Source organism: uncultured Pseudomonas sp., assembly GCF_913774235.1.
GTDB lineage: Bacteria > Pseudomonadota > Gammaproteobacteria > Pseudomonadales > Pseudomonadaceae > Chryseomonas.
On sequence record NZ_CAJYDW010000012.1, the window covers coordinates 407488 to 429018 of the forward strand.

22 protein-coding genes are annotated in these 21531 nt (G+C 66.8%); 9 read left to right on the forward strand and 13 right to left on the reverse strand.

What is annotated here, in order from left to right; translation table 11 throughout:
• Nucleotides 1–72: 72 nt before the first annotated feature.
• Together QZ471_RS11365 and QZ471_RS11370 are read right to left on the reverse strand one after the other, a co-directional pair.
• The gene (locus QZ471_RS11365) at nucleotides 73–1719 is read right to left on the reverse strand and encodes an acetolactate synthase large subunit (RefSeq protein WP_295463721.1); all 1647 of its coding nucleotides are present in this window, start codon (nucleotides 1717–1719) and stop codon (nucleotides 73–75) included.
• Between the two features lie 152 nt (nucleotides 1720–1871).
• Nucleotides 1872–3017 carry a YbfB/YjiJ family MFS transporter gene (locus QZ471_RS11370; protein WP_295463722.1) on the reverse strand — a complete coding sequence of 382 codons (1146 nt, stop codon included), beginning with the start codon at nucleotides 3015–3017 and terminating at the stop codon, nucleotides 1872–1874.
• Nucleotides 3018–3126: 109 nt separating this feature from the next.
• Here QZ471_RS11370 and QZ471_RS11375 point away from each other — a divergent pair, with 109 nt between their 5' ends.
• Nucleotides 3127–4011 carry a LysR family transcriptional regulator gene (locus tag QZ471_RS11375; RefSeq protein ID WP_295463724.1) on the forward strand — a complete coding sequence of 295 codons (885 nt, stop codon included), beginning with the start codon at nucleotides 3127–3129 and terminating at the stop codon, nucleotides 4009–4011.
• 50 nt (nucleotides 4012–4061) lie between these two features.
• Nucleotides 4062–4982: a Gfo/Idh/MocA family oxidoreductase gene (locus tag QZ471_RS11380; RefSeq protein WP_295463725.1), complete on the forward strand. Its 921-nt coding sequence runs from the start codon at nucleotides 4062–4064 to the stop codon at nucleotides 4980–4982.
• A gap of 378 nt (nucleotides 4983–5360) precedes the next feature.
• On the opposite strand, the gene trmA is transcribed toward QZ471_RS11380, so the two are convergent.
• From trmA to QZ471_RS11395, 3 genes are all read right to left on the reverse strand, one after another.
• Nucleotides 5361–6449, reverse strand: coding sequence for a tRNA (uridine(54)-C5)-methyltransferase TrmA (trmA, locus tag QZ471_RS11385; RefSeq protein WP_295463727.1), 1089 nt, complete (start codon nucleotides 6447–6449; stop codon nucleotides 5361–5363).
• Between the two features lie 257 nt (nucleotides 6450–6706).
• Nucleotides 6707–8002 carry an NCS2 family permease gene (locus tag QZ471_RS11390; protein WP_295463729.1) on the reverse strand — a complete coding sequence of 432 codons (1296 nt, stop codon included), beginning with the start codon at nucleotides 8000–8002 and terminating at the stop codon, nucleotides 6707–6709.
• Between the two features lie 124 nt (nucleotides 8003–8126).
• Nucleotides 8127–9518 carry an MFS transporter gene (locus tag QZ471_RS11395; RefSeq protein WP_295463731.1) on the reverse strand — a complete coding sequence of 464 codons (1392 nt, stop codon included), beginning with the start codon at nucleotides 9516–9518 and terminating at the stop codon, nucleotides 8127–8129.
• A gap of 163 nt (nucleotides 9519–9681) precedes the next feature.
• Here QZ471_RS11395 and QZ471_RS11400 point away from each other — a divergent pair, with 163 nt between their 5' ends.
• The 4 genes from QZ471_RS11400 (at nucleotide 9682) to QZ471_RS11415 (ending at nucleotide 12424) form a co-directional block, all read left to right on the forward strand.
• Nucleotides 9682–9936 (forward strand): hypothetical protein, encoded by a 255-nt coding sequence (locus tag QZ471_RS11400; RefSeq protein WP_295463733.1) that lies wholly within the window; start codon nucleotides 9682–9684, stop codon nucleotides 9934–9936.
• Between the two features lie 79 nt (nucleotides 9937–10015).
• Complete coding sequence (locus QZ471_RS11405; protein WP_295463734.1) at nucleotides 10016–10417, forward strand: RcnB family protein; 402 nt, start codon at nucleotides 10016–10018, stop codon at nucleotides 10415–10417.
• Nucleotides 10418–10503: 86 nt separating this feature from the next.
• The gene (locus tag QZ471_RS11410; protein WP_295463736.1) at nucleotides 10504–10806 is read left to right on the forward strand and encodes a putative quinol monooxygenase; all 303 of its coding nucleotides are present in this window, start codon (nucleotides 10504–10506) and stop codon (nucleotides 10804–10806) included.
• A 64-nt stretch (nucleotides 10807–10870) separates the two neighbouring features.
• Entirely contained in the window at nucleotides 10871–12424 is a 1554-nt protein-coding gene (locus QZ471_RS11415) for an alkaline phosphatase D family protein (RefSeq protein WP_295463738.1), read from the forward strand.
• 4 nt (nucleotides 12425–12428) lie between these two features.
• Here the strand turns inward: QZ471_RS11415 and QZ471_RS11420 are convergent, their stop codons facing one another.
• Together QZ471_RS11420 and QZ471_RS11425 are read right to left on the reverse strand one after the other, a co-directional pair.
• Nucleotides 12429–13781 carry a GntP family permease gene (locus QZ471_RS11420; RefSeq protein ID WP_295463740.1) on the reverse strand — a complete coding sequence of 451 codons (1353 nt, stop codon included), beginning with the start codon at nucleotides 13779–13781 and terminating at the stop codon, nucleotides 12429–12431.
• Between the two features lie 61 nt (nucleotides 13782–13842).
• Entirely contained in the window at nucleotides 13843–14376 is a 534-nt protein-coding gene (locus QZ471_RS11425; RefSeq protein ID WP_295463742.1) for a gluconokinase, read from the reverse strand.
• Between the two features lie 186 nt (nucleotides 14377–14562).
• Here QZ471_RS11425 and QZ471_RS11430 point away from each other — a divergent pair, with 186 nt between their 5' ends.
• Nucleotides 14563–15579 carry a LacI family DNA-binding transcriptional regulator gene (locus QZ471_RS11430; protein WP_295463743.1) on the forward strand — a complete coding sequence of 339 codons (1017 nt, stop codon included), beginning with the start codon at nucleotides 14563–14565 and terminating at the stop codon, nucleotides 15577–15579.
• A 133-nt stretch (nucleotides 15580–15712) separates the two neighbouring features.
• Here QZ471_RS11430 and QZ471_RS11435 read toward each other — a convergent pair whose 3' ends face one another.
• The 5 genes from QZ471_RS11435 to QZ471_RS11455 all read right to left on the reverse strand — a co-directional run bounded on the left by QZ471_RS11435 (nucleotide 15713) and on the right by QZ471_RS11455 (nucleotide 18702).
• A complete protein-coding gene (locus QZ471_RS11435; RefSeq protein WP_295463745.1) occupies nucleotides 15713–16186 on the reverse strand; it encodes a GNAT family N-acetyltransferase in 474 nt (157 codons plus the stop codon).
• Between the two features lie 53 nt (nucleotides 16187–16239).
• Complete coding sequence (locus QZ471_RS11440; protein WP_295463747.1) at nucleotides 16240–16566, reverse strand: hypothetical protein; 327 nt, start codon at nucleotides 16564–16566, stop codon at nucleotides 16240–16242.
• Between the two features lie 16 nt (nucleotides 16567–16582).
• Nucleotides 16583–17239: a DUF2726 domain-containing protein gene (locus tag QZ471_RS11445; RefSeq protein WP_295463749.1), complete on the reverse strand. Its 657-nt coding sequence runs from the start codon at nucleotides 17237–17239 to the stop codon at nucleotides 16583–16585.
• A 70-nt stretch (nucleotides 17240–17309) separates the two neighbouring features.
• Nucleotides 17310–17690 (reverse strand): lysozyme inhibitor LprI family protein, encoded by a 381-nt coding sequence (locus tag QZ471_RS11450; RefSeq protein ID WP_295463751.1) that lies wholly within the window; start codon nucleotides 17688–17690, stop codon nucleotides 17310–17312.
• Between the two features lie 55 nt (nucleotides 17691–17745).
• Nucleotides 17746–18702 (reverse strand): LysR substrate-binding domain-containing protein, encoded by a 957-nt coding sequence (locus QZ471_RS11455; RefSeq protein ID WP_295463753.1) that lies wholly within the window; start codon nucleotides 18700–18702, stop codon nucleotides 17746–17748.
• A gap of 104 nt (nucleotides 18703–18806) precedes the next feature.
• On the opposite strand from QZ471_RS11455, the gene QZ471_RS11460 reads away from it, so the two are divergent.
• Both QZ471_RS11460 and QZ471_RS11465 read left to right on the forward strand, forming a co-directional pair.
• The gene (locus QZ471_RS11460; RefSeq protein WP_295463755.1) at nucleotides 18807–19709 is read left to right on the forward strand and encodes a DMT family transporter; all 903 of its coding nucleotides are present in this window, start codon (nucleotides 18807–18809) and stop codon (nucleotides 19707–19709) included.
• A gap of 22 nt (nucleotides 19710–19731) precedes the next feature.
• The gene (locus tag QZ471_RS11465) at nucleotides 19732–20625 is read left to right on the forward strand and encodes a DMT family transporter (protein ID WP_295463757.1); all 894 of its coding nucleotides are present in this window, start codon (nucleotides 19732–19734) and stop codon (nucleotides 20623–20625) included.
• Here the strand turns inward: QZ471_RS11465 and QZ471_RS11470 are convergent.
• The gene (locus tag QZ471_RS11470; RefSeq protein ID WP_295463759.1) at nucleotides 20622–21527 is read right to left on the reverse strand and encodes a LysR family transcriptional regulator; all 906 of its coding nucleotides are present in this window, start codon (nucleotides 21525–21527) and stop codon (nucleotides 20622–20624) included. The genes QZ471_RS11465 and QZ471_RS11470 overlap by 4 nt on opposite strands.
• Nucleotides 21528–21531: the final 4 nt, after the last annotated feature.

Consider the following 21531-nt stretch of genomic DNA (forward strand, 5'->3'; position numbering starts at 1 on the left):
GCAACACGCTGGCAATGAAAAACGCCCCGACCTCACGGCCGGGGCGTTCCTTTATCTACCTAACCTACCCAGTCAAACCGCCGCGCTGCGCTCCTTGATCTCCTGGTGCAGGATGCGGTCGTTCTCGGAGTAGTCCACCGGGCAGTCGATGACGTGGACGCCGGGGGTGTCCAGGCAGTGCTGCACCAGCGGGGCGAAGGCGGCGGCGCTCTCCACGCGGTGGCCCTGGGCGCCGTAGCTTTCGGCGTAGCGGACGAAGTCCGGGTTGCCGTAGTCCAGGCCGAAGTCCTCGAAGCCCATCTGCGCCTGCTTCCAGCGGATCATGCCGTAGCCGTCGTCGCGCAGGATGATGACCACCAGGTTCATCTTCAGGCGCACCGCGGTTTCCAGCTCCTGGCTGTTCATCATGAAGCCGCCGTCGCCGCACACCGCCACGATGGGGGTGTTGGGATGGACCAGGCGCGCGGCCATGGCCGAGGGTAGGCCGGCGCCCATGGTGGCCAGGGCGTTGTCCAGCAGCACCGTGTTGGGCATATAGGCCTTGTAGTTACGGGCGAACCAGATCTTGTAGATGCCGTTGTCCAGGGCGACGATGCCGTCGGAGGGCAGCACGTTGCGCAGGTCGGCCACCAGGCGCTGGGGATAGACCGGGAAGCGATCATCGGTAGCGCCTTCGGCCACATGGGCCTCGTTGGCTTCACGGATGTGCAGCAGGCGATCGAAGTCCCAGGTCGGCTGGACCTCAATGCGCTCCTTGATCTCCCAGATGGCGTTGGCGATGTCGCCGACCACCTCGACCTGCGGGAAGTACACCGGATCGACTTCGGCGGAGCGGAAGTTGATGTGGATGACTTCGGTACCGCCGCGGGTCATGAAGAACGGCGGCTTCTCGATCACATCGTGGCCGATGTTGACGATGAGGTCGGCGGACTCCAGGGCACGGTGCACGAAGTCACCGGCGGAGAGGGCGGCGTTGCCGAGGAAGCGCGGATGACGCTCGTCGACCACGCCCTTGCCGAGCTGGGTGGTGACGAAGGGGATGCCGGTCTTCTCGATCAGCTGGCGCAGGACGCGGGCAGTCATCTTGCGGTTGGTGCCGGCGCCCAAGACCAGTACCGGGCTGCGGGCGTTTTCCAGCTTGGAGACGGCAGCGGCGATGGCCTTGGCTTCGGCCACCGGGCGGCGGCTCAGGCTCGGCGGCACCGGCAGGCTCTCGGTGTGCTCGTCGGCGATGTCTTCCGGCAGTTCCAGGTGTACGGAGCCGGGCTTTTCTTCCTCGGCGAGGCGGAAGGCCTCGCGGATGCGCGACGGGATGTTGTCGGCGGAGGCGAACTGATGGGTGTACTTGGTGAGGGGCGCCATCATGCGGCACACGTCGAGAATCTGGAAACGGCCCTGCTTGGATTTCTTGATCGGCTTCTGGCCGGTCAGCATCAGCATGGGCATGCCGCCTAGGTAGGCGTAGGCGCCGGCGGTGACCAGGTTGGTCGCGCCAGGGCCGAGGGTGGAGAGGCAGACGCCGGTCTTGCCGGTGAAACGGCCGTAGGTGGCGGCCATGAAGCCGGCGGACTGCTCGTGGCGAGTCAGGATCAGCTTGATCTGCGAGGAGCGGCGCAGGGATTCCAGCAGGTCCAGGTTCTCTTCGCCGGGGATGCCGAAGATGTATTCCACACCCTCGTTTTCCAGGCAGCGAACGACCAGGTCGGAGGCCTTCATCATGAGTCTTGTATTCCTTGTAAGGGTGGGTGGCGAGCGCCTGAAGCGCCTCCTCATGAGGCGCAGCCGCAACTGTACTCAGGAATGACGAAACATTTCAAAACAAGGCGCGACCAGGTTCCGCAACTGTGACGAATGGTCACAGCGGAAACGATTCAGGCGGCGCAGCGCTGGAGCGTCGCCTTGGGCCGCAGCAACTGGACGCCGGCGAGCAGCAGGCCGAAGGCCGCGACGATCAGCGCCGGTTGCAGGTTGCCGGCGAAGTGGCTGCTGGCCGCGCCGAGCAGTGGACCGAGCAACTGACCGGTGGCGAAGCTGGCGGTGAGCACCCCGGCATTGCGCTGCGGGGTGGTGGGAGCCAGCTCGCGACCGTGCTGCATCACCAGCTGCATGCAGGCGAGGAAGGGACCCCCGCAGAGCAGTACGCCGAGGAACAGCGCCAGGCTACCCGGCAGCAGGCAGAGCAGCACCCCGGTGGCCTGCAGCCAGAGGGTGGCGATCAACCAGCGACGGGTATCGGTGCCCGGACGTCTCAGGCTCACCAGCACCACGCCGAGGGCCGCAGCCAGACCGTAGCCTGGCCAGAAGAGATCGGCCTGCCACTGGCCATGGAAGCGGCTGGCGGCCATCTGCGAGAGAAAGGTAGCCGGCAGGATGTAGCCGACCCCGACCAGGCCATAGGCCAGGATCAGGCGGTTGAACGCCGGGGAAGAGGTGGCAGGCGCGGCGCTGGTGGGCAGCGGGGCGGCCGGACCGCGGCGGGGTAGCAGGGGCAGCAGTGCCAGGGTGGCGACGCTGGCGAGCAGGCCGTAGCTCAGCCACAACTGACTGGAGCCGCCGCCCAGAAGATTGCTGACCAGGGCCATGAGGCCACTGATGAGGATACCGACGCCGGGCCCGGTGAAGATCAGGGCGCCCAGGCGTGGCCGACCGGCCTCAGCGGCCAGCGGCTGGCTCAGGCCGGTCACCATCACCAGTACCCAGGCACTGGCCAGGCCGGTGCCGAAGCGCAGCAGCGCCTGGGCCGCCAGGCCATCGGCCAGCAGCGAGGCCAGGGTGAGGCCGGCGCAGAGCCAGAGGCCGCCGACCAGGCGGGCATGGGTGCGGCGGGCGAAGAGGGCATCCAGGGCGCCGAGCAGATAGCCCAGATAGTTGGCCGCGGCCAGCAGACTGGCACCGGTCAGGTCGATCTGGCCTTCGGCGATCAAGTGGGGCAGCGCCGGGGTGAGGGCGAAGCGGCCGATGCCCATGGCGGTGGCCAGGGCCAGCAGACAGGCCAGGAGACGGGTAGTGGCGGTCATCGCAAGACTCCAGTAGCGAGCGGATGAGTACAGCCTAGGCCTTGAAGTTGATCAATAAAAACGAATAATAGAGAAATAGATATTCATCAAAAGAGAAAGGTGGTGATCGATGGAGTTCGCCGAACTACGCATCTTCCAGGCGGTGGCCGAAGAAGGGTCTTTGGTCAAGGCCGCCGAGCGGCTCAATCGGGTGCCGTCCAATCTCTCCACGCGCCTGCGCCAGCTGGAAGACAAACTGGGTGTGGCGCTGTTCCTGCGCGAGCGCCAGCGGCTGCACCTGACGGCCGCGGGCCACCGCCTGTTGGACTACGCGCACCGACTGTTCGCCCTGGCTGACGAGGCGCGCAGTGCGGTGCAGGATGGCGAGCCGGCGGGTACCTTCGTGCTCGGCTCCATGTTCAGCACGGCCGCCATCCATCTGCCGGGGCTGCTGGCGCGCTATCACCAGCGGCATCCCAAGGTGAATCTGCAGGTGCACAGCGGACCCAGCGGCGAGTTGATGGAAGGCCTGCTGGCAGGGCGCCTGGACGCCGCCCTGGTGGACGGCCCGGTGCCGGATGCCGGGCTGGATGGCCAGCCCTGGTTCGAGGAGCGACTGGTGCTCATCACCGGACTGGATCATCCCGCGGTCCATACCCCGGCCGACGTAGCCGGGCGGCCGGTATTCGGCTTTCGCGCCGGCTGTTCCTATCGCCGCTATCTCGACAGCTGGTTCGCCGCGGCTGGGGTACCCAGCGGGCCGGTGATGGAGATCGAGTCCTACCACAGCATGCTGGCCTGCGTGATCACCGGTGGGGTGGCGTTGATGCCGGAGTCCATGCTCGACAGCCTGCCGGGCCGCGAGCGGGTGCGCCGGCACGATATCCAGGCGCGCTTCACCAGTACCACCACCTGGCTGATGTGGCGCAAGGGGCGCGAGGGCGCCAATCTGCGCAGTTGGCTGGAGTTGCGCGAGAGCCGGCAGCCCGACCGTGAATCTGTTGCTTTGGTGTGATGATTGCCCGATCCTAGGCGGCGGACTCCTACCGTCTACCGAGGACGATCATGATAAGAATAGCCATCGTCGGTTTGGGCAAGATCGCCCGTGACCAGCATCTGCCGGCGCTCCAGAGCAATTCCGAGTACGAGCTGGTCGCCGTGGCCAGCCGCAACGCCCAGCTCGACGGCATCGCCCATTATCCCAGCCTGAGCGCCCTGCTCGCAGAGGGTCCGGCCATCGATGCCGTGTCCCTTTGCGCTCCCGCGGCGGTGCGCTACGAGCAGGCGCATGAGGCCCTGGCCGCCGGTAAGCATGTGATGTTGGAGAAACCGCCGGGCGCGACCCTGAGCGAGGTGGAGGCCCTGGCCCGCCAGGCCGAGGCGGCGGGGCTGTCGCTGTTCGCCACCTGGCATTCGCGCCATGCCCAGGGCGTGCAGCCGGCGCGCGAGTGGCTGGAAGGCAAACGCATCCAAGCGGTGCGGATCGAGTGGAAGGAAGACGTGCGTGTCTGGCACCCCGGCCAGGCCTGGATCTGGGAGCCGGGCGGCATGGGCGTCTTCGATCCGGGCATCAATGCGCTGTCCATCGCGACTGCCATCCTGCCGCGGCCGTTCTTCCTCAAGGAGGCGAGTCTGCAGGTGCCGGGCAACTGCCAGACCCCGGTGGCGGCGCAACTGGCCTTCGTCGACAGCGCTGGCGTGCCCATCGCCGCCGACTTCGACTTCCTGCAGACCGGGCCCCAGACCTGGGACATCCACGTCGACACCGATGCCGGACGCCTGACCCTGAGCAAGGGCGGCAGTGAGCTGTATCTCGATGGCCAACTGACCCACCAGGGCCCGGACCGGGAATACGCCGGTCTCTATGCCCGCTTCGCCGAGCTGGTGGCCGCGAACCGTTCCGACGTGGACGTCGCGCCGCTACGGCACGTGGCCGACGCCTTCCTCTATGGACGGCGCGAGACGGTGGCGGAGTTTCACGAGTAGGGCGGCCCTCACCCCGGCCCTCTCCCGGCGGGAGAGGGGGTGCTCAGCTTAGCTTGGGGCGTAGGGTGGAAAACGGCGCAGCCTTTTCCACGCGAGGGCTATGGTCGCCGCTGCCTTCACCCCAGTCCTCTCCCGGTGGCACAGGGGGAGACGCTCAGCTTGGCTTCAGGCGTAGGGTGGAAAACGGCGCAGCCATTTCCACGTGGATGGCCGCCGTAGGTTGGTAGCGACCCTTGCGGCCCGTTGATGTGGCCGCTGCTGGTGGACACCAATCGCGGCCATGGGCCGCTCCTACAGAGGGTGATGCTTTTGTAGGAGCGGCCGCATCGGCGGACCGCCATGGCCGCGATAAAGACGGTTGCTTCTACGGCCCAAGCCTCAGCGCCGCTCCAGCAATACGCCGCTTTCCATGTGGTGGGTCCAGGGGAACTGGTCGAACAGGGCAGTGCGGGTGATGCGGTGGGTATCGTGCAACTGGGCGATGTTCTCGGCCAGGGTCTCCGGGTTGCAGGAGATATAGAGGATGCGCTCGAAGCGACGGGTCAGCTCGCAGGTGTCCGGGTCCATGCCGGCGCGGGGCGGGTCGACGAAGACGGTACCGAAGTTATAGCTCTTCAGGTCCACACCGGCCAGGCGGCGGAAGGGGCGGACCTCGTTGAGCGCCTGGGTCAGTTCCTCGGCGGAGAGCCGCACCAGGCTGACGTTGTTCACCCCATTGCTGGCCAGGTTGTGCAGGGCGGCATTGACCGAGGTCTTGCTCACCTCGGTGGCCAGCACCTGGCGCACCCGGCTGGCCAGCGGCAGGGTGAAGTTGCCGTTGCCGCAATAGAGTTCCAGCAGATCGTCTTCACGCTCGCCCAGGGCGGTGTGGGCCCAGGTCAGCATCTTCTGGTTGACCGTGCCATTGGGCTGGGTGAAGCCGCCTTCCGGTTGCAGATAGCCATAGGTCTGCCCAGCGACCTCCAGTTCCTCGATCACATGGTCGCGGCCGATCACCAGGCGCTGGCCGCGGGAGCGGCCGATGATGCTGACTCCTAGCGCCTGAGCAAGCCGTTCCGCCGCTAGTTGCCAGATAGCGTCCAGCGGCCGGTGGTAGGCCAGGGTGATCAGCGCATCACCACTCAGGGTGGTGAGGAATTCCACTTGGAACAGCTTGAACGACAGCGCCACGTCGCCCTGCCAGCCGGCCTTGAGGCGCGGCATCAGGTCGTTGATGCGCTGGCTGGCGATGGGGAAGTCTTCGATGAGGATCGGCGTGTGCTTGTCGCCCGGGGCGAACATGGCGTAGTGACGTTCCTCGTTTTCCCGCCACAGGCGGAATTCGGCGCGCAGCCGGTAATGCTGCAGCGGCGAGGCGAAGACTTCCGGCTCGGGCGCCTGGAAGGGTGCCAGCAGGTCGCGCAGGCGGTCGGCCTTGGCGTCGAGTTGCGCCTGGTAGTCGGCGGGAACGAAGGAGGGTTGGGACATGGGTAGATCCGAGCAGGGGGTAAGAGGCTTTTCGATGTCTCGCGCACCAGAGACAAGGCCAGGGCGGCCCCGCAAAAAGAGCCGAGAGGACCGGTGCGCGGGCGAGTTTACCGCGGCTGGATGAGCAGTGCGTGGGGAACGCCCGGACCGGGCTGGCGATCCGCGCCTTTTTCCACAGCGCGCGGCCGATGTGCGACGAACGTCGGGCCAATACCTAGCCGGGGAAGAACTCGGGGCCGGAGCCCCGAGGGGAGGGGTCAGGCGTTGAACCAGCCCAGCTTGATGACGAACAGGATCGACAGGACGATCAGCGCCGAATTCAGCTCGCGGGTGCGGCCGGAGAGCAGCTTGATGACGGTCCAGGTGATGAAGCCGAAGGCGATGCCGTTGGCGATGGAGTAGGTCAGCGGCATGGCCAGGGCGGTGACCAGTACCGGGGCGGCGGTGGTCAGATCGTCCCACTCGATTTCGGCCAGGCCCGAGGTCATCAGCACGGCGATGAAGAACAGCGCCGGGGCGGTGGCGAAGGCCGGCACGCTACCGGCCAGGGGGGCGAAGAACAGCGCCAGCAGGAACAGTACGGCGACCACCACGGCGGTGAGGCCGGTCCGGCCACCGGCGGAGACGCCCGCCGCGGATTCGATGTAGCTGGTGGTGGTGGAGGTACCCAGCAGCGAGCCGAACATGGCGGCGGTGCTGTCGGCGATCAGGGCGCGGCCCATCTTCGGCAGGTGGCCGTCCTTGCCCATCAGGCCGGCGCGCTTGGCTACGCCGATCAGGGTGCCGGAGTTGTCGAACAGGTCGACGAACAGGAAGGCGAAGATGACGCTGATCAGACCGACATCCAGGGCGCCCTTGATGTCCAGCTGCAGGAAGGTCGGGGCCAGCGACGGCGGCATGGACACCAGGCCACCGAAGGCGCTGACGCCGAGGGCGATGGCGATGACGGTGACCGCCAGGATGCCGATCAGTACCGCCCCGGTGACCTTGCGGGCCTCCAGCACGACGATCAAGAAGAAGCCGAGGATGGCCAGCAGCGGACCGGGTTTGGACAGGTCGCCCAGGCCGACCAGGGTGGCCGGATTGCCGACCACGATGCCGGCGGTCTGCAGGGCGATCAGTGCCAGGAACAGGCCGATGCCGGCGGCGATACCCGAGCGCAGCGGCAGCGGGATGCTGTTGATGATCCATTCACGGATGCGAAAGATCGACAGCAGGAAGAACATCAGCGCCGAGAGGAATACCGCACCCAGGGCGACCTGCCAGGTATGCCCCAGGTGCAGCACCACGGTGTAGGTGAAGAAGGCGTTGAGGCCCATGCCCGGCGCGAGGGCGATGGGGTAGTTGGCGATGAGCCCCATGAGCGCCGAGCCGATGGCCGCGGCCAGGCAGGTGGCGACAAAGATCGCGCCCTTGTCCATGCCGGTCGCGCCGAGGATGCTTGGGTTGACGAACAGGATGTAGGCCATGGCCAGAAAGGTGGTGACCCCGGCCAGCAGCTCGGTGCGGACGGAGGTGTTGTGAGCCTTGAGTTGGAAGAGTCTTTCCAGCATGGGATGCCTCGTGCGCGCCGGTCTGATCGGAAAAAACGGCGCGCATCATAACAGGTCGGTTAACACGGGTAAGACGCTAAGGTTTACCCCCAAATCGGCATCAAATCGAGCACTGACTGGTCGGTCAACTTTTTGGGGTGTGGCCGCTGACCGAATCGCCTGCATTACGGGCCAGGCGGAAGGCATCCAGGGTGCTCAGGATGCCGAGCACGGCCACTATGCAAAAGGCTAGCCGAAAGTCCGTCAGCTGCGGATCGAGGTGGCCATGCCACTCCATCGAGGCGCGCAACAGCAGGGCGGCGATGGCTACCCCGAGGCCCATGGCGAGCTGGAAATTGGTGCTGAACAGGGTGGAGGCGTGGCTGAGCTGCGGCTTGGGAATATCGGCGAAGGCGAGGGCGTTGCTGGCGGTGAATTGTAGCGAACGGAACACGCCGCTGGCGAACAGCAGGAGCATGACGAGCGGCAGTGGCCAAGCCGGGGTGAGCAGACCACAGGCCAGCAGGCTGAGCGCGCTGAGCAGGCCGTTCACCGTGAGGATGCGACGCAGGCCGAAACGGCGCATGGCGGCGGTGGTGAAGGGCTTGGCCGCGAGGTTGCCGGCGAACAGCGCCAGCAGCAGCAGGCCGGCCTGGAAGGCATCCAGGCCGAACGAAAGCTGGAACATCAAGGGCAGCAGGAAGGGCGCGGTGGCGATGGTGATGCGGAACAGGCCGCCGCCAAGGATGGAGGCCCGGTAGGTGGGAATACGCAGTGTTCCAAAATCGATCAGCGGGCGCTCGATACGGGCCATATGACGCACCGCCTTGGTGCCGAGAAGCAGTCCGATCCCCATCCAGGCCAGGTTGCTGCCCAGACTGCCCTGATTCTGGCCGAGGCGCTCCACGCCCCACATGAAGGCAACGCAGGCGCCGCCGAGCAACAGGAAGCCGCGCCAGTCCAAGGGATGCCGCCGGGTGGGGATGTCGGCCGGGACCAGGCGCCAGGCCAGCACCAGGGCGATCGCGCCCAGTGGCAGGTTGAGATAGAAGATCCAGCGCCAGTCGGCGTAGGTGGTGATCAGACCGCCCAGGGGCGGGCCGAGCACGGGCGCCACCAGACCGGGCCAGGTGATGAGGGCGATGGCCCGCACCAGTTCGTGCTTCTGGGTCACCTGCAGCACCACCAGGCGCCCCACGGGCACCATGAGGGCACCACCGATGCCCTGGAGAATGCGCGCGGCGATGAACTGCTCCAGGGACTGTGCCATCCCGCAGAGCAGGGAGGCCAGGGTGAAGAGACCAATAGCCAGGCTAAAGACCGGTCGCGGCCCGAAGCGCTCGGCGATCCAGCCGCTCACGGGGATACCCACGGCGATGGCCAGCAGATAGGCGCTGATGCCCAGGTTGAGGTCCACGGGATCACGACCGAAGGCCAGGGCCATCTGCGGCAGGGCCGTGGCGATGACCGTGGCGTCGAGGTTCTCCATGAAGAAGGTGAAGCTCACCAGGCAGGCGAGAATCTTCCAGCGTTCCATGAGTCTGTTTTCTGGTCGGAATGGTGGGCTACTCTGCCTGAGCCGTGACGGCACACGCCAGCCTCAGTAAAAGTCTGCTGATTTGTCATCGCTCGCTTGGCCCAGCTGCTAGAGTCGAGACAGGAAGGTTCGATAGTCGTTATCGCTACGAGGAAGCCGGTGCATGAAGGACGTGATAGATCGCCACATCTTGGTGATGGCAGAGGCCAAGCGCCTGCTCGAACGCGGCAGCCAGGCCAAGCGACAACACCAGCGCTATTTCCTCAACTTTCTGACCCTGCGTCAGGAAACCTCGCGGCTCACCCAGCAGGCCTTTCGGCTGAGCTGCTCCCTGGATGCCTTTTCCACCAGACGCTCGCGGCAACTGCCGCCGGTGCTGACCTTGGTGAAGACCGCGGAAGAGTCTTCGCCGAGCTAGGCGCAGCGGCCGTATGTAGCTGTGGAGCTTTTCCCCTGACCGTGGGGTCAAAACCTCGAACGCAGAGGAGAAACACCCCATGATCAAACAATCGCTGCTCTCCCTGGTGCTGGGTACCGTCGTGCTGGGCGGCGCCCTGCAGGCGCAAGCGGCCGAGTCGACTACGCCGGTCAAGCCCGATGCCAACAAGGAAGCCGCGGAGCCGACCAGCCCGCAATACCAGAACAAGGTGAACAAGAAGGAAGGCAACCAGGGGGGCGAGGCGGTGACCCATGATCCCGACCATCCTACCTTCGAGTTAGAAGAGGGTGGCCGTGCGCCGCGCAAGTACATCCGCGACGACTACGTGATCAAGGACTGGAAGAAGCACGGCCTCGAACAACCCGGTGAAGATAGCCAGTGGGTGAAGATCGGCTCGGACTATGTCCTGATCAAGCGCAGTAATGCGGTGATCGACAAGATCGTCAAGGCCAAGCCCTGAAGGCCGGCCGGAGGCCGATGCGACGTCGGCCCCTGGCAATCATATGGCTAACGCGTCATGCTGAAACGCCCATCCGGAGTTCCAGCATGACCACCGAGATTCGCGTAGTCGCCATCCTGCAGGCCCAGCCCGGCCAGGGCGAAGCGGTCGAGCGCGCCTTGCGCGCCATCGTCGCTCCCTCGCGCGCCGAAGCGGCTTGCCATTTCTACACCCCGCATCGCGATCCGAGTCATGAAGGTCGTTATGTCTTCATCGAGCGTTGGGCCAGCCGCGAAGCCCTCGCCGAGCACGAGCAGACCGCGCACTTCAAGCAGTTGCTGGGCGACCTGGATGGCTTGCTCGCCGAGCCGCCGCAGATAATGGTTCTGGAAGAACTGCCGCTGGCTTAAGGCAAACGACATCGGCTTGTCATTCGACGGGTCCACCCTGGGCCTCCTGTTCGCGGAGGCTCGAATGAACACCTCAAGACGTCAAGCGCTCGGTCTGCTCGGCTTAGGCCTGAGCGCTTCCTGGTTCGCTGGTTGCAGCGCTCGTGAGTCGCAGCCCGATCCCTTCACCCTGGGCGTCGCCAGTGGCGATCCAACCCCTGACGGCTTCGTCATCTGGACCCGTCTGGCACCCGATCCCCTGGCCGCGGACGGCCTGGGTGGGCTGCGCAGCCCGGTCGAGTCACGCTGGGAAGTGGCGCTGGACCCGGGCCTGCGCCAGGTGGTGCAGCGGGGGACGGCGACGGCGCACCCGCAAGCGGCCTTCAGCCTGCCGGTCACCCTCAGCGGACTGGCGCCGGGGCGTCCCTATTGGTACCGCTTCACCGCTCTGGGCCACCAGAGCCGGATCGGGCGGGCCACCACCCTGCCGCTGCCCGCCAGTGCGCCGCAACGCCTGAAGCTGGTGGCCGCATCCTGCTCGCACTACGAGAAGGGCTTCTTCAGTGCCTATCGGCACATGGCCGACGAGCAACCGGACCTGGCGCTGTTCCTCGGCGACTATATCTATGAGTACAACGTACCGCTGCGGCTGCCGGCGGTGCGCCGACACGGCCTACCGGAAGCCCAGGACCTGGCTGGCTACCGACGGCGCTATGCCCTGTATCGCACCGATCCCGATCTGCAATACCTGCACGCCAACGTCACCAGCCTGCTGACCTGGGATGACCACGAGGTGCAGAACGACTATTCCGCGGCCTGGTCGGCCGATCCCACTGTCAGTCCCGCGGCCTTCGCCCGGCGGCGTCAGGCGGCCTACCAGGCCTTTCGCGAGCACGCACCGCTGCGGGCCTGGCGTACTCAGGCCGTGCAGACGCGTCTCTACGACCGCTGGCGCTTCGGCGATCTGGCCGAGATCCACCTGCTCGACGGCCGCCAGTACCGCAGCGAACCGGCCTGCACGACGCCCCAGACCCGCGGCGGCCATCTGGTCGCCCCGGATTGCCCGGGCCTGCGCGACGCCGGGCGCAGCATGCTCGGCCAGGCGCAGGAAAGTTGGCTGATGGATGGCTTTCGTCACAACAGCACCCAGTGGAATCTGATCGCCCAGGACCTCTTGCTGGCGCCACTGCGGCAACGCCTGCCCAATGGCGAACCGGCGCGCTGGACCGATGGCTGGGACGGCTATCCGGCGACCCGCGAGCGCCTGCTGGCGGCCATGGCCGACAGCCGCCTGGCCAATCCGGTGACCCTGGGCGGGGACATCCATTCCTTCTGGGTGACGGATCTGCACCGGGAGCCGGAGAGCGAAGCCAGCCCAGTGGTGGCGAGCGAATTCGTCGGCACCTCCATCACCTCGGACGGCCCCGAGTACGCCCGCTTCCAGGCGCTGTTGCCGGAGAATCCCCAGGTACGCTTCTTCGACAGCCGGCAGCGCGGCTACCTGGCCCTGGAGTTGACGCGGGAGCGCCTGCAGGTGGACCTGCGCACCATCAGCGACCGCGCCCGCCCGGATGCCGAGCGCGGCACCCGGGCGAGTTTCGTGGTGGAGGCGGGACGGCCGGGAGCTATCCCGGCCTAGCCGATCAGACGAACAGCGACAGCAGCATGATGAAGGCCAGGGCCACCACCGAGAGGATGGTCTCCATCATCGACCAGGTCTTGAAGGTCTCGGCCACGGTCATGTTGAAGTATTGCTTCACCAGCCAGAAGCCGGCGTCGTTGACGTGGGAGAGGATCACCGACCCGGCACCGGCGGCCAATACCAGCAGTTCCTTGTTCACGCCGGGCACCAGCGCCACCACGGGGGCGACGATGCCGGCGCCGGTGATGGTCGCCACGGTGGCGGAGCCGGTGGCGACGCGGATCACCGCCGCCACCAGCCAGGTCAGCAGGATCGGTGAGATCTGCGTCTGCACCGCCAGGTTGCCGATCACCTCGCCGACGCCACTGGCCACCAGCATCTGCTTGAAGCCACCACCGGCGCCGACGATCAGCACGATGGCCGCCACCGGCGCCAGGCTCTGGTCGAGCAGCTTGACGATCTTCTCGCGGGAGAAGCCGCAGGCGGTGCCGAAACTGTAGAAGCTCAGCAGCAGGGCGGCGAGCAGGGCGGTGATGGGATGGCCGATGAAGTCCATCCAGATGCGGAAATGGTTGTCGGCGGCGAAGAAGATGTCGGCGAAGGCCTTGAGCAGCATCAGGATCACCGGCAGCAGCACGGTGAAGACGGTGATGCCGAAGCCCGGCAGATTGCGGTTGTCGGTTTCCTGGGCGATCTGGGCGACCAGCTCGGGATTGGCCGAACCGGGGATGCGCTTGGAAATCCAGGCGCCGAAGATGGGGCCGGCGATCATGGCGGTGGGCAGGCCGACGATCAGGCCGTAGAAGATGGTCTTGCCGATGTCGGCGCCGAATACCCCGACCGCCAGCAGCGGACCCGGGTGCGGCGGCACCAGACCGTGCACGGCGGACAGGCCGGCCAGCAGCGGGATGCCCAGCTTGACCAGCGACAGCCCGGTGCGGCGGGCGACGATGAACACCAGGGGCGCCAGCAGCACGAAGCCGATCTCGAAGAACAGCGGGATGCCCACCAGGAAGGCGGCGAACATCATCGCCCAGTGCACGCGCTTGATGCCGAAGGCGCGGATCAGCGTCTGGGCGATCTGGTCGGCGCCGCCGGAGTCGGCCATCAGCTTGCCGAGCATGGTGCCCAGGCCGAGCAGGATGCCAACGAAGCCGAGCACGCCACCGAAGCCGTCCTGGAAGGATTTCATGACCTTTTCCACCGGCATGCCGGAGGTCAGGCCGAGAAAGCCCGAGGCGATGGTCAGGGCGATGAAGGGATGGACCTTGAACTTGGTGATCAAGAGCACCAGGCCGATGATGGTGACCGCGGCGTCGAGCAGAAGGAAACTGTTGTGGTCCATGCCGAACATGGCGCCTCTCCTATTGTTGTTGTGGGCGAGCTAGAGGAAGTGCTTGGGTAGCGCTGTCTCGTCAGGCCGGCTGAGCCAGGCGCGTCGAGGTGTTCCACCAGGCCGTGACCTGGGTACTGATGGCGGACAGTGGGTCACGGGCATCCACTATCAGCGTAGCCGGTTCACCGTGGGGTGCTTCGAGGGCGGCGAACTGGCTGTCGATCAGACTGGCGGGCATGAAGTGCCCCGGACGATTGGCGACGCGTTGGGCGGCGGTCTCGCGGGTCAGTTCGAGGAAGACGAAGCCCAGGCCCGGCACGGCCTGGCGCAGTTGGTCGCGATAGCGGCGCTTGAGTGCGGAGCAGGTGAGCACCGGGCGTTCGCCCGCGGCCACGGCGGCGGCCAGCTCTTCACCCAGACGGGTCAGCCAGCCGGCGCGATCCTCATCATCGAGGGGGATGCCAGCGCTCATCTTGGCGATGTTGGCTGGGGGGTGGAAGGCGTCGCCTTCGATCAGGCGGCCACCGTCCTGCAGGGCAATGGCGGCGCCGACGCTGCTCTTGCCACAGCCTGCGACGCCCATGACCACCAGTGCGGGAATGGGAGTGTTCATCGTCACCTCCGGTCTGGAGACAGCGCTACCCCGAAAAGGTAAAAAAGGTAGCGGCTTCCAGTTCTTGTCGATCTTGTTAGCCGAATGCCAACGGGCGCTAGAGGCGCACGCCAGGCTTGTAGTGTCTGGTGAGACAGCGCTACCTTAGGCGCGTTCTCCGTCTCTGACAAGCCTGAAACCACAACAATGAAGCGAACGGGTTCTCGTAGTTCCGGTCGGCCCACCCTCACCGAGGTGGCCCTTGAAGCCGGTGTTTCTCCTATCACTGCGTCTCGCGCGCTGCGCGGCGTCGCCACCGTGGCGCCCGAGCTGGTGACCCGGGTGCAAGAGGCTGCTACGCGGCTTGGCTACGTCACCAATCCTGCCGCCCGTGCCCTGGCCTCGGCCCAGGGCCATTCGGTGGTGGTGCTGGTGCCCTCGCTCTCCAACCATCTGTTCATCGAACCGCTGGAAGCCATCCACGAGGTGCTGCGACCGCGTGGGCTCGAGGTGCTGATCGGCAACTACCACTACGATCCCGAGGAGGAGGAGAAGCTGATCCGCAACTACCTGGCTTATCAGCCCCGGGGTCTGTTGCTGACCGGTTTCGACCGTACCGAGACAGCGCGGCAGCTGCTGGCCGCCAGCCGGGTACCGCGGGTGCACATGATGGAACTCGATCCAGACGCCGGGGTGCCTAGCGTGGGCTTCTCGCAGCGAGAAGCGGGTGCGGCAGCTGCACGCCATCTGCTGGCCGCGGGGCGCCGGCGTCTGGGCTATGTCGCTGCCCAACTTGACCCCCGGGCGCTGGCGCGGGGCGAGGGCTTTCGCCAGGTGCTGCGCGAGGCCGGTTGCTACGACCCAGGCTTGGACGTCCTGGACCCCCAGCCTTCGTCCGTCGGCCTGGGCGCGGAGCAGTTTCGCACCCTGCTGGCTCGGCGCCCGGATGTCGACGGCCTATTCTTCTGCAACGACGACCTGGCCCAGGGCGCGCTGTTCGAGGCGCAGCGCCTGGGCATCGCCATTCCCGGACAAATCTCGGTGATCGGCTTCAACGACCTGCCCGGCTCGGCGCACACGGTGCCGCGGCTGTCGTCCATCCAGACGCCACGCGCGGCGGTCGGCCGCCAGGCGGCGACGCTGTTGCTGGGCCTGCTCGATGGCCGCAGCCAGCCGAGCTGCGTGGATCTGGGGTTCGAGTTGGTGAGTCGGGAGAGTGTGTAGTTGTCGTGGTGATTACAGTCCGCCGATACGGTAGTTTCTATCGAATCTCGGCATCGCGGCCATGGGCCGCTCCTACAAGTGCTGGGTAGCCTGTAGGAGCGGCCCATGGCCGCGATCCTGCTTGAACCTATCCCTACCGCAACGGCTTGGCCAGAATCCGCGATTGCCCGTGGAAATCCTGTCGGGCATAGAAGGCCTGGGCGTCGCGGTTGAATTCCATGACTTCCAGGCGGATCTCGTCGGCGTCGTTGTCCTTGGCCCAGGCCTCCACCTGGGCCAGCAGGCGGGCGCCGACGCCATGGCGGCGGTGGCTCTCGGCCACCACAAGGGTCCCGATGCGGCAGAGGATCAGCGGCTGCAGGAAGGAGATGGCGCGGGTATCGGACAGCCGAGCGGTGACGAAGCCCACCAGCTGGTCATCCGCCTCGGCGACGAAGAGCACGCCGTCCTCGGGCTCCAGCTGCGCCGCCCAGTAGTCCTGGTCGCGCCAGCCACCGGAGGGTGTGGCGAAGGTTTCCGGGGCATGGTCATGGTGCTGCTCGGCGAGTTGTTCGGCCAGGCGGCAGATGGCGGCGAGATCGGTGACGTAGGCGGGGCGGATACGCAAGCAGGAGTCTCGCAGGCAATAGTCTGGCTTCACCTTACGCCCCGGCCGTGGGGTTAGGAAGCATCGGCGTCCAGTGTCTCGTACCAGTCGGCATAGGGCGTGTTCTTCGCCAGGTGGCGGTTGAAGTCGGGAGCACCGTCGGTCCACCAGACCGGGCCGCGTTCGCCCAGAGCACGTTTGGCCTGGTCCACCGCAGCGCGGGCGTTGCGCAGGGCGGCTGCGTCGTCCTGGCGCTTGGCAACGCCCACTTGGCGGCGCGCGTCCATCAAGTCGTGCGTCAGAGCCTCGCGGCGCTCGCTCGAAAGCCTGGGATCGGTACAGCGCCAGAGCCGCCCCCTGACCACGAAGTAGCGACCGTCCGGGGTAGTGGGATAGCGCATGGGCGAGGCCCCTTCGTCAGTCGTCGATGTCGAGCAGGGCACGGCAGTCCGGATAGTCCGAGCAGGCCCAGAATTCCCGGCCCTGGTGGCGACCGCTGCGGGCGCGGCGACGCACCATGGGGGCCTGGCAGTCCGGGCATTGCGGAGCCAGCGCCTGGCTCGGCTCGACCGCGCGATGGCGCGGGCGGCGCCCGCCGAACACGGCGTCGCGCACGGCAGCGGCGGAATAGCGCGCCGCGGCCGGGATCTCCACCAGGCGCAACTGAGCCGCCTCGCACACTGCGCGGACGAAGCGATCCCGTTGCTGACGGTGGCGTTGCAGGTGCGAACGATCGTTGAGTTCCACCACGGCGTGCACCGCGAGGTCGTCGCGGCGGCAGATGGCGAAGTCGAAGTGCTTGGCGTTGATGCGATTCTGTGCGACCAGGTAGCGGCGGCGGTCGCGCAAGGGCAGGGTCTGGACCACATCGGCGATGCGTACCTTGCCGAACACCCGGTAGTCGTCGCCCACGGCTTCGTCGAGCACGGCGAGAAAGGCTTGTTCGGCGGGGGTGAAGAGGGCTTCGACCTGGCGATAGGGAAAGGCGGCTTGGCGGCGGCGCTGCCACCACCAGGATGCCCCCAACAGCAGCAGTCCGACCAGGACCGCCAGGGGCAGGTAAGGCTCGTACATCGTGAACTCCAACAGCGGGGCGCCATGATAGTGAGTTGGGGCGCAGGACGGCAGCGGTGACGACGAAGGGTCAGTCGTGGCGTGGCACCTGGCGCTGCAGGTCGTCCAGGCGCAGCAGGGTCATGGATTTCAGACAGCTCAGGTACTGCAACTGCTGCATGGCGCCGCTGAAGCCGCGGGTGGCGCTGGCGCAGCGGGGCGCGCGGTCGTCCTGCCAGAGCTGCTGCAGGCGTTCGAAGGCAGGCCGTTGCGCAGGGGTGAGGGCGGCCAGCCGACGGCCGTAGACGTCAGCCAGCCGGGCTTCGGCGACGGCCAGATCCTGCGCGGCGCAGGCGGCCAGTTGGCGCTCATCGCCCTGGCGATCACAGTCGACCGGCTGCATTTCCGCGGCGTGCACCGAGGTCGCGAGCAGCAGGGCGAGCAGCAGGGAGAGGTGGCGAGCGACGATCATGCGGGGAAGGCTGGCTTGAGGGCAGTCCGCCTAGACTGACCCAATTGCCAGGTTCTCACCAGGCACCATCGGTCTGCTGTCGCTGATCGTGGGTATCGCGGAAGCTGCGTACCTGCTCCAGCAGCCAGGCGATCCAGCGTTGAACCGGTGCTTCCACCGGACCCTTGGGCAACACCAGGGAGTAGGCCTGGGGCGAGAGCTGATTGAATTGATCCGGCAGCGGTCGGACCAGGGCGCCACTGGCCAGCAGGCGCTGAGCCAGCACGCAGCCGCCCAGGGCGACGCCCTTACCTGCCGCCGCCTGTTGCAGCGCCATGCCGCTGAGGGAATAACGCGGTCCGCGCAGGTTTTCGGCGAGGCTGACGTCCTGGCTGGCGAACCAGTCCTGCCAGGCGTTGAAACGGCTGCTCGGGCGGCCGGCGCGCCAACCGCCGGGCCATTCGGCGTGCAGCAGGGGATAGTCCAGCAAGGCGCTGGGTTCGGCGAGGGGCGTCGGGATCAGCGCCGGGCTGCACACCGGGAAGATCCATTCGCGCAGCAGCAGGCGGGTCTCACCGTCCTGCCAGTCGCCGCGGCCATAGCGAATCGCCGCCTGGGCGCCACCCTCGGTGCCCAGCGGCACGATGGCGGAGGAGGCATCGAGGAAGACCTCGATATCCGGATGCTGCCGTTGGAAGTCCTCCAGCCGCGGCAGCAACCATTCCTGGCCGAAGGTGGGCGGCGCGCTGACGGTGAGCACGCTGCTCTTGACCCGCGCCCGGGCCACGGCGCGAGTCAGGCCGTCGAGGTGGGGCGCGATCTCGGCGGCCAGGGCGCGACCCTGCACGGTGAGGCGGACGCCCTGGGGCAGTCGCTCGAACAGCGGCTGCCCCAGTTCCTCCTCCAGCAGGCGGATCTGCCGGCTGATGGCCCCAGCGGTGACGTGCAGTTCGTCCGCAGCCTTGGCGAAGTGCTGGTGTCGCGCGGCCGCGGCGAAGGCGCGCAAAGCGTTGAGGGGGAGAGTGGTCGTCACTCGGAGCCTTAGTTTTCCTGAGCCTGACGCCCATTAAACATCGTTTGTCCGACCTATTCAGCCACCGTCACCATGCAGCCTCTCTTTTTTGTGGAAAGACGATCATGCGCAAGGAGCTGGATGCCACGGCGGTGTTGGTCATGCTGGCGCTCTGCCTGGTATGGGGCCTGCAGCAGACGGCGATCAAGGCCATCGCCGAGCAGGTGGACCCGCTGCTGCAGATCGGTTGGCGCTCGCTGCTGGCGGCCGGACTGCTCTATGGCCTGGCGCGCTGGCGCGGTATCCGCTGCCTGGGTCGCGATCAGACGCTGATTCCCGGGCTGCTCGCCGGGTCCCTGTTCGCCCTGGAATTCCTTTGCATGGCGGTGGGCCTGAAATACACCAGCGCCGCGCACATGGTGGTATTCATCTACACGGCGCCGCTGTTCGCCGCCTGCGGCCTGCACTGGCTGGTGCCTGGCGAGCGGCTGTCGGGGCGGCAGTGGCTGGGCATGGTGCTGGCGGCCAGTGGCGTGGTTTGCGCCTTCCTGATCGGCAAGCCGAGCGGCGGCACCAGTTGGCAGGGCGATCTGATCGGCCTGGCCGGCGGCGCCGCCTGGGGCGCCACCACGGTACTGATCCGCCGCAGCGCCCTGGCCGAGGCGCCGCCGCTGCGCACCCTCTTCTATCAACTCGGGGTGACCGGGGTGGTGCTGCTGGCGCTGGCCGTGCCGCTCGGCAAGCGGCTGGATCTGGCCGGCTTGGATTCCCTGGCCTGGTCGAGTCTGGCCTTCCAGGTGTTCATCGTCGCCGGCATCAGCCTGCTGGGCTGGTTCGTGTTGCTCAGTCGCTATCGCGCCGCGCCCCTGGGCGTGCTGACCCTGCTGACGCCACTGTTCGGTGTGCTGATGGGGGTCTGGTTGCTGAATGAAACGCCAGGCCCCGGGTTTCTCGCCGGCGCGGCGTTGGTGCTCAGCGGTCTGCTGATCGTCAGCTATCCTTCCCGCTCGCGAGTGGCGTCCCGCTGATTCGCCTGGCTTCGAGAGTCCGATGTCGTCCACCCCGCTGAATCCCTGGCTGCTGCGTCTCATCCCCCTGGTGTTCCTGGCCCTCTGGTCCGCCGGCTTCGCCGTGTCCAAGGTGGGCCTGGCCTATGCGCCGCCCTTCACCCTGCTGGCAATGCGTTATGCATTGGCGTTCAGCGTGCTGTTGGTGGCCTTCCTGATCCTGAGGCCGCCGCTGCCGCGCACGCGACGGGAATGGGCGAATCTCGCCGTGGTGGGTTTTCTCATCCAGGGTGTCTATTTCGGCATGAGCTATGGCGCTTTGGTGCTGGGCGCCTCGGCCAATGTGGTGGCCATGGTCGCCTCGCTGCAGCCGATCCTGGTGGCCCTGGGCGCACCGCTGCTGGTAGGTGAGCGGGTAGCGCCGCTGCAGTGGCTGGGGCTGGCGCTGGGTCTGCTCGGTGCCATCGGCGTGATCCTGGCGCGGGCCAGTGTCGCCGTGGAATCCGTCCCTGGCATCTTTCTGGCCGTGGGCGCACTGCTGGGCATGACCAGCGCGGTGCTCTACGAAAAACGCCTGGGCGTGGCCCAGCACCCGGTGACCAACAACCTGGTGCAATACAGCGTCGGCCTGGTCTGCTGCGCGCCGGTGGCGCTGCTGTTCGAGCACAGTCCGGTGCAGTGGGCGCCGGCCTTCATCGGCGCCCTGGCTTACCTAGTCCTGGCCAATTCGCTGCTGGCCATCAGCCTGCTGGTATGGATGATCCGCGCCGGCGAGGCGGCGCGGGTCAGCGCGCTGTTCTTCTGCGTCCCACCGGGCGCCGCCCTGAGCGCCTGGCTGCTGCTGGGCGAAACCCTGCCACCGCTGGCTTGGGTCGCCATGGTTATCGCCATCGGTGGTGTGCTTTTGGCTACCCGTACGGGCCGCAAGGTGAGCTAGCTGGGCTCGGCCAGCACCACCCGCTCGACGAGGAAATCGAGAAACACCCGTATCCGTTGGGGCATGACGCCGCCCTGGCCCAGGTAGACGGCGTGGATCTCCTCGCGGTCGCCGGGGTTGCAGTCCTGCAGCACCACTTGCAGGCGACCCGCGGCGAGATCCTCGGTGACCTGGAAGGCCGCCAGGCGCGCCAGACCGACCCCGGCCAGCGCCAGGTGTCGCAGCGCCTCGCCATCGCTGGCCTGAACGTTGCCCGTGAGCGGTAGGGTCAGGAGCTCACCTCCCTGGCGCAACGGCCAGCCCGGTTGTGCCCGTGCGTAGTTCGCACCCAGCCGGTTGTGCCTGAGCAAGTCATCGGGCGTGGTCGGCAGCCCATGCCGTGCCAGATAGCGGGGTGCGCCAACGATCAGCATGGGGGTCGTCCCTAGCCGGCGCGCGACCAGTTGGGAATCCTTCAGCCGCCCGGCGCGGATGGCGACGTCGGTGCGGTGTTCCAGCAGGTCGACCACCTCGTCGGTGAGTACCAGGTCCAGCGTCACCTCGGGGTAGCGGTCGAGAAACTCGGGCAGCAGCGGCAATAGCACGTGGTGGCCGAAGGGCACGTTGGCGTTGATCCGCAGCCGTCCGCGCGGCGCGCTGCCGGCGCTGCCACAGCGCTCGGCGTCTTCCAGATCGGCGAGCAGCCGCACGCCGCGCTCGTAGAAGGCGCAGCCCTCGGCGGTGAGTTGCAGTTGTCGCGTGGAGCGATTGAGCAGACGGATGCCCAGGCGCTGTTCGAGCCGGGTAACCAGTTTGCTGACGGCCGAAGGTGTCAGGCCGCTGAGTCTAGCGGCGCTGGAAAAACCGCCCGCTTCGACCACCCGCACGAAGACCTCCAGTTCGCCGAAGCGATTGACACTCATCCCC

Coding starts and splice junctions, on each gene's coding strand:
- QZ471_RS11365 (WP_295463721.1), bottom strand. CDS start 1,719: ATGATGAAGGCCTCCGACCTGGTCGTTCGCTGCCTGGAAAACGAGGGT.
- QZ471_RS11450 (WP_295463751.1), bottom strand. CDS start 17,690: ATGATCGTCGCTCGCCACCTCTCCCTGCTGCTCGCCCTGCTGCTCGCG.
- QZ471_RS11460 (WP_295463755.1), top strand. CDS start 18,807: ATGCGCAAGGAGCTGGATGCCACGGCGGTGTTGGTCATGCTGGCGCTC.
- QZ471_RS11400 (WP_295463733.1), top strand. CDS start 9,682: ATGAAGGACGTGATAGATCGCCACATCTTGGTGATGGCAGAGGCCAAG.
- QZ471_RS11425 (WP_295463742.1), bottom strand. CDS start 14,376: ATGAACACTCCCATTCCCGCACTGGTGGTCATGGGCGTCGCAGGCTGT.
- QZ471_RS11465 (WP_295463757.1), top strand. CDS start 19,732: ATGTCGTCCACCCCGCTGAATCCCTGGCTGCTGCGTCTCATCCCCCTG.
- QZ471_RS11470 (WP_295463759.1), bottom strand. CDS start 21,527: ATGAGTGTCAATCGCTTCGGCGAACTGGAGGTCTTCGTGCGGGTGGTC.
- QZ471_RS11375 (WP_295463724.1), top strand. CDS start 3,127: ATGGAGTTCGCCGAACTACGCATCTTCCAGGCGGTGGCCGAAGAAGGG.
- QZ471_RS11405 (WP_295463734.1), top strand. CDS start 10,016: ATGATCAAACAATCGCTGCTCTCCCTGGTGCTGGGTACCGTCGTGCTG.
- QZ471_RS11445 (WP_295463749.1), bottom strand. CDS start 17,239: ATGTACGAGCCTTACCTGCCCCTGGCGGTCCTGGTCGGACTGCTGCTG.
- QZ471_RS11390 (WP_295463729.1), bottom strand. CDS start 8,002: ATGCTGGAAAGACTCTTCCAACTCAAGGCTCACAACACCTCCGTCCGC.
- QZ471_RS11370 (WP_295463722.1), bottom strand. CDS start 3,017: ATGACCGCCACTACCCGTCTCCTGGCCTGTCTGCTGGCCCTGGCCACC.
- QZ471_RS11380 (WP_295463725.1), top strand. CDS start 4,062: ATGATAAGAATAGCCATCGTCGGTTTGGGCAAGATCGCCCGTGACCAG.
- trmA (WP_295463727.1), bottom strand. CDS start 6,449: ATGTCCCAACCCTCCTTCGTTCCCGCCGACTACCAGGCGCAACTCGAC.
- QZ471_RS11410 (WP_295463736.1), top strand. CDS start 10,504: ATGACCACCGAGATTCGCGTAGTCGCCATCCTGCAGGCCCAGCCCGGC.
- QZ471_RS11420 (WP_295463740.1), bottom strand. CDS start 13,781: ATGTTCGGCATGGACCACAACAGTTTCCTTCTGCTCGACGCCGCGGTC.
- QZ471_RS11395 (WP_295463731.1), bottom strand. CDS start 9,518: ATGGAACGCTGGAAGATTCTCGCCTGCCTGGTGAGCTTCACCTTCTTC.
- QZ471_RS11430 (WP_295463743.1), top strand. CDS start 14,563: ATGAAGCGAACGGGTTCTCGTAGTTCCGGTCGGCCCACCCTCACCGAG.
- QZ471_RS11440 (WP_295463747.1), bottom strand. CDS start 16,566: ATGCGCTATCCCACTACCCCGGACGGTCGCTACTTCGTGGTCAGGGGG.
- QZ471_RS11415 (WP_295463738.1), top strand. CDS start 10,871: ATGAACACCTCAAGACGTCAAGCGCTCGGTCTGCTCGGCTTAGGCCTG.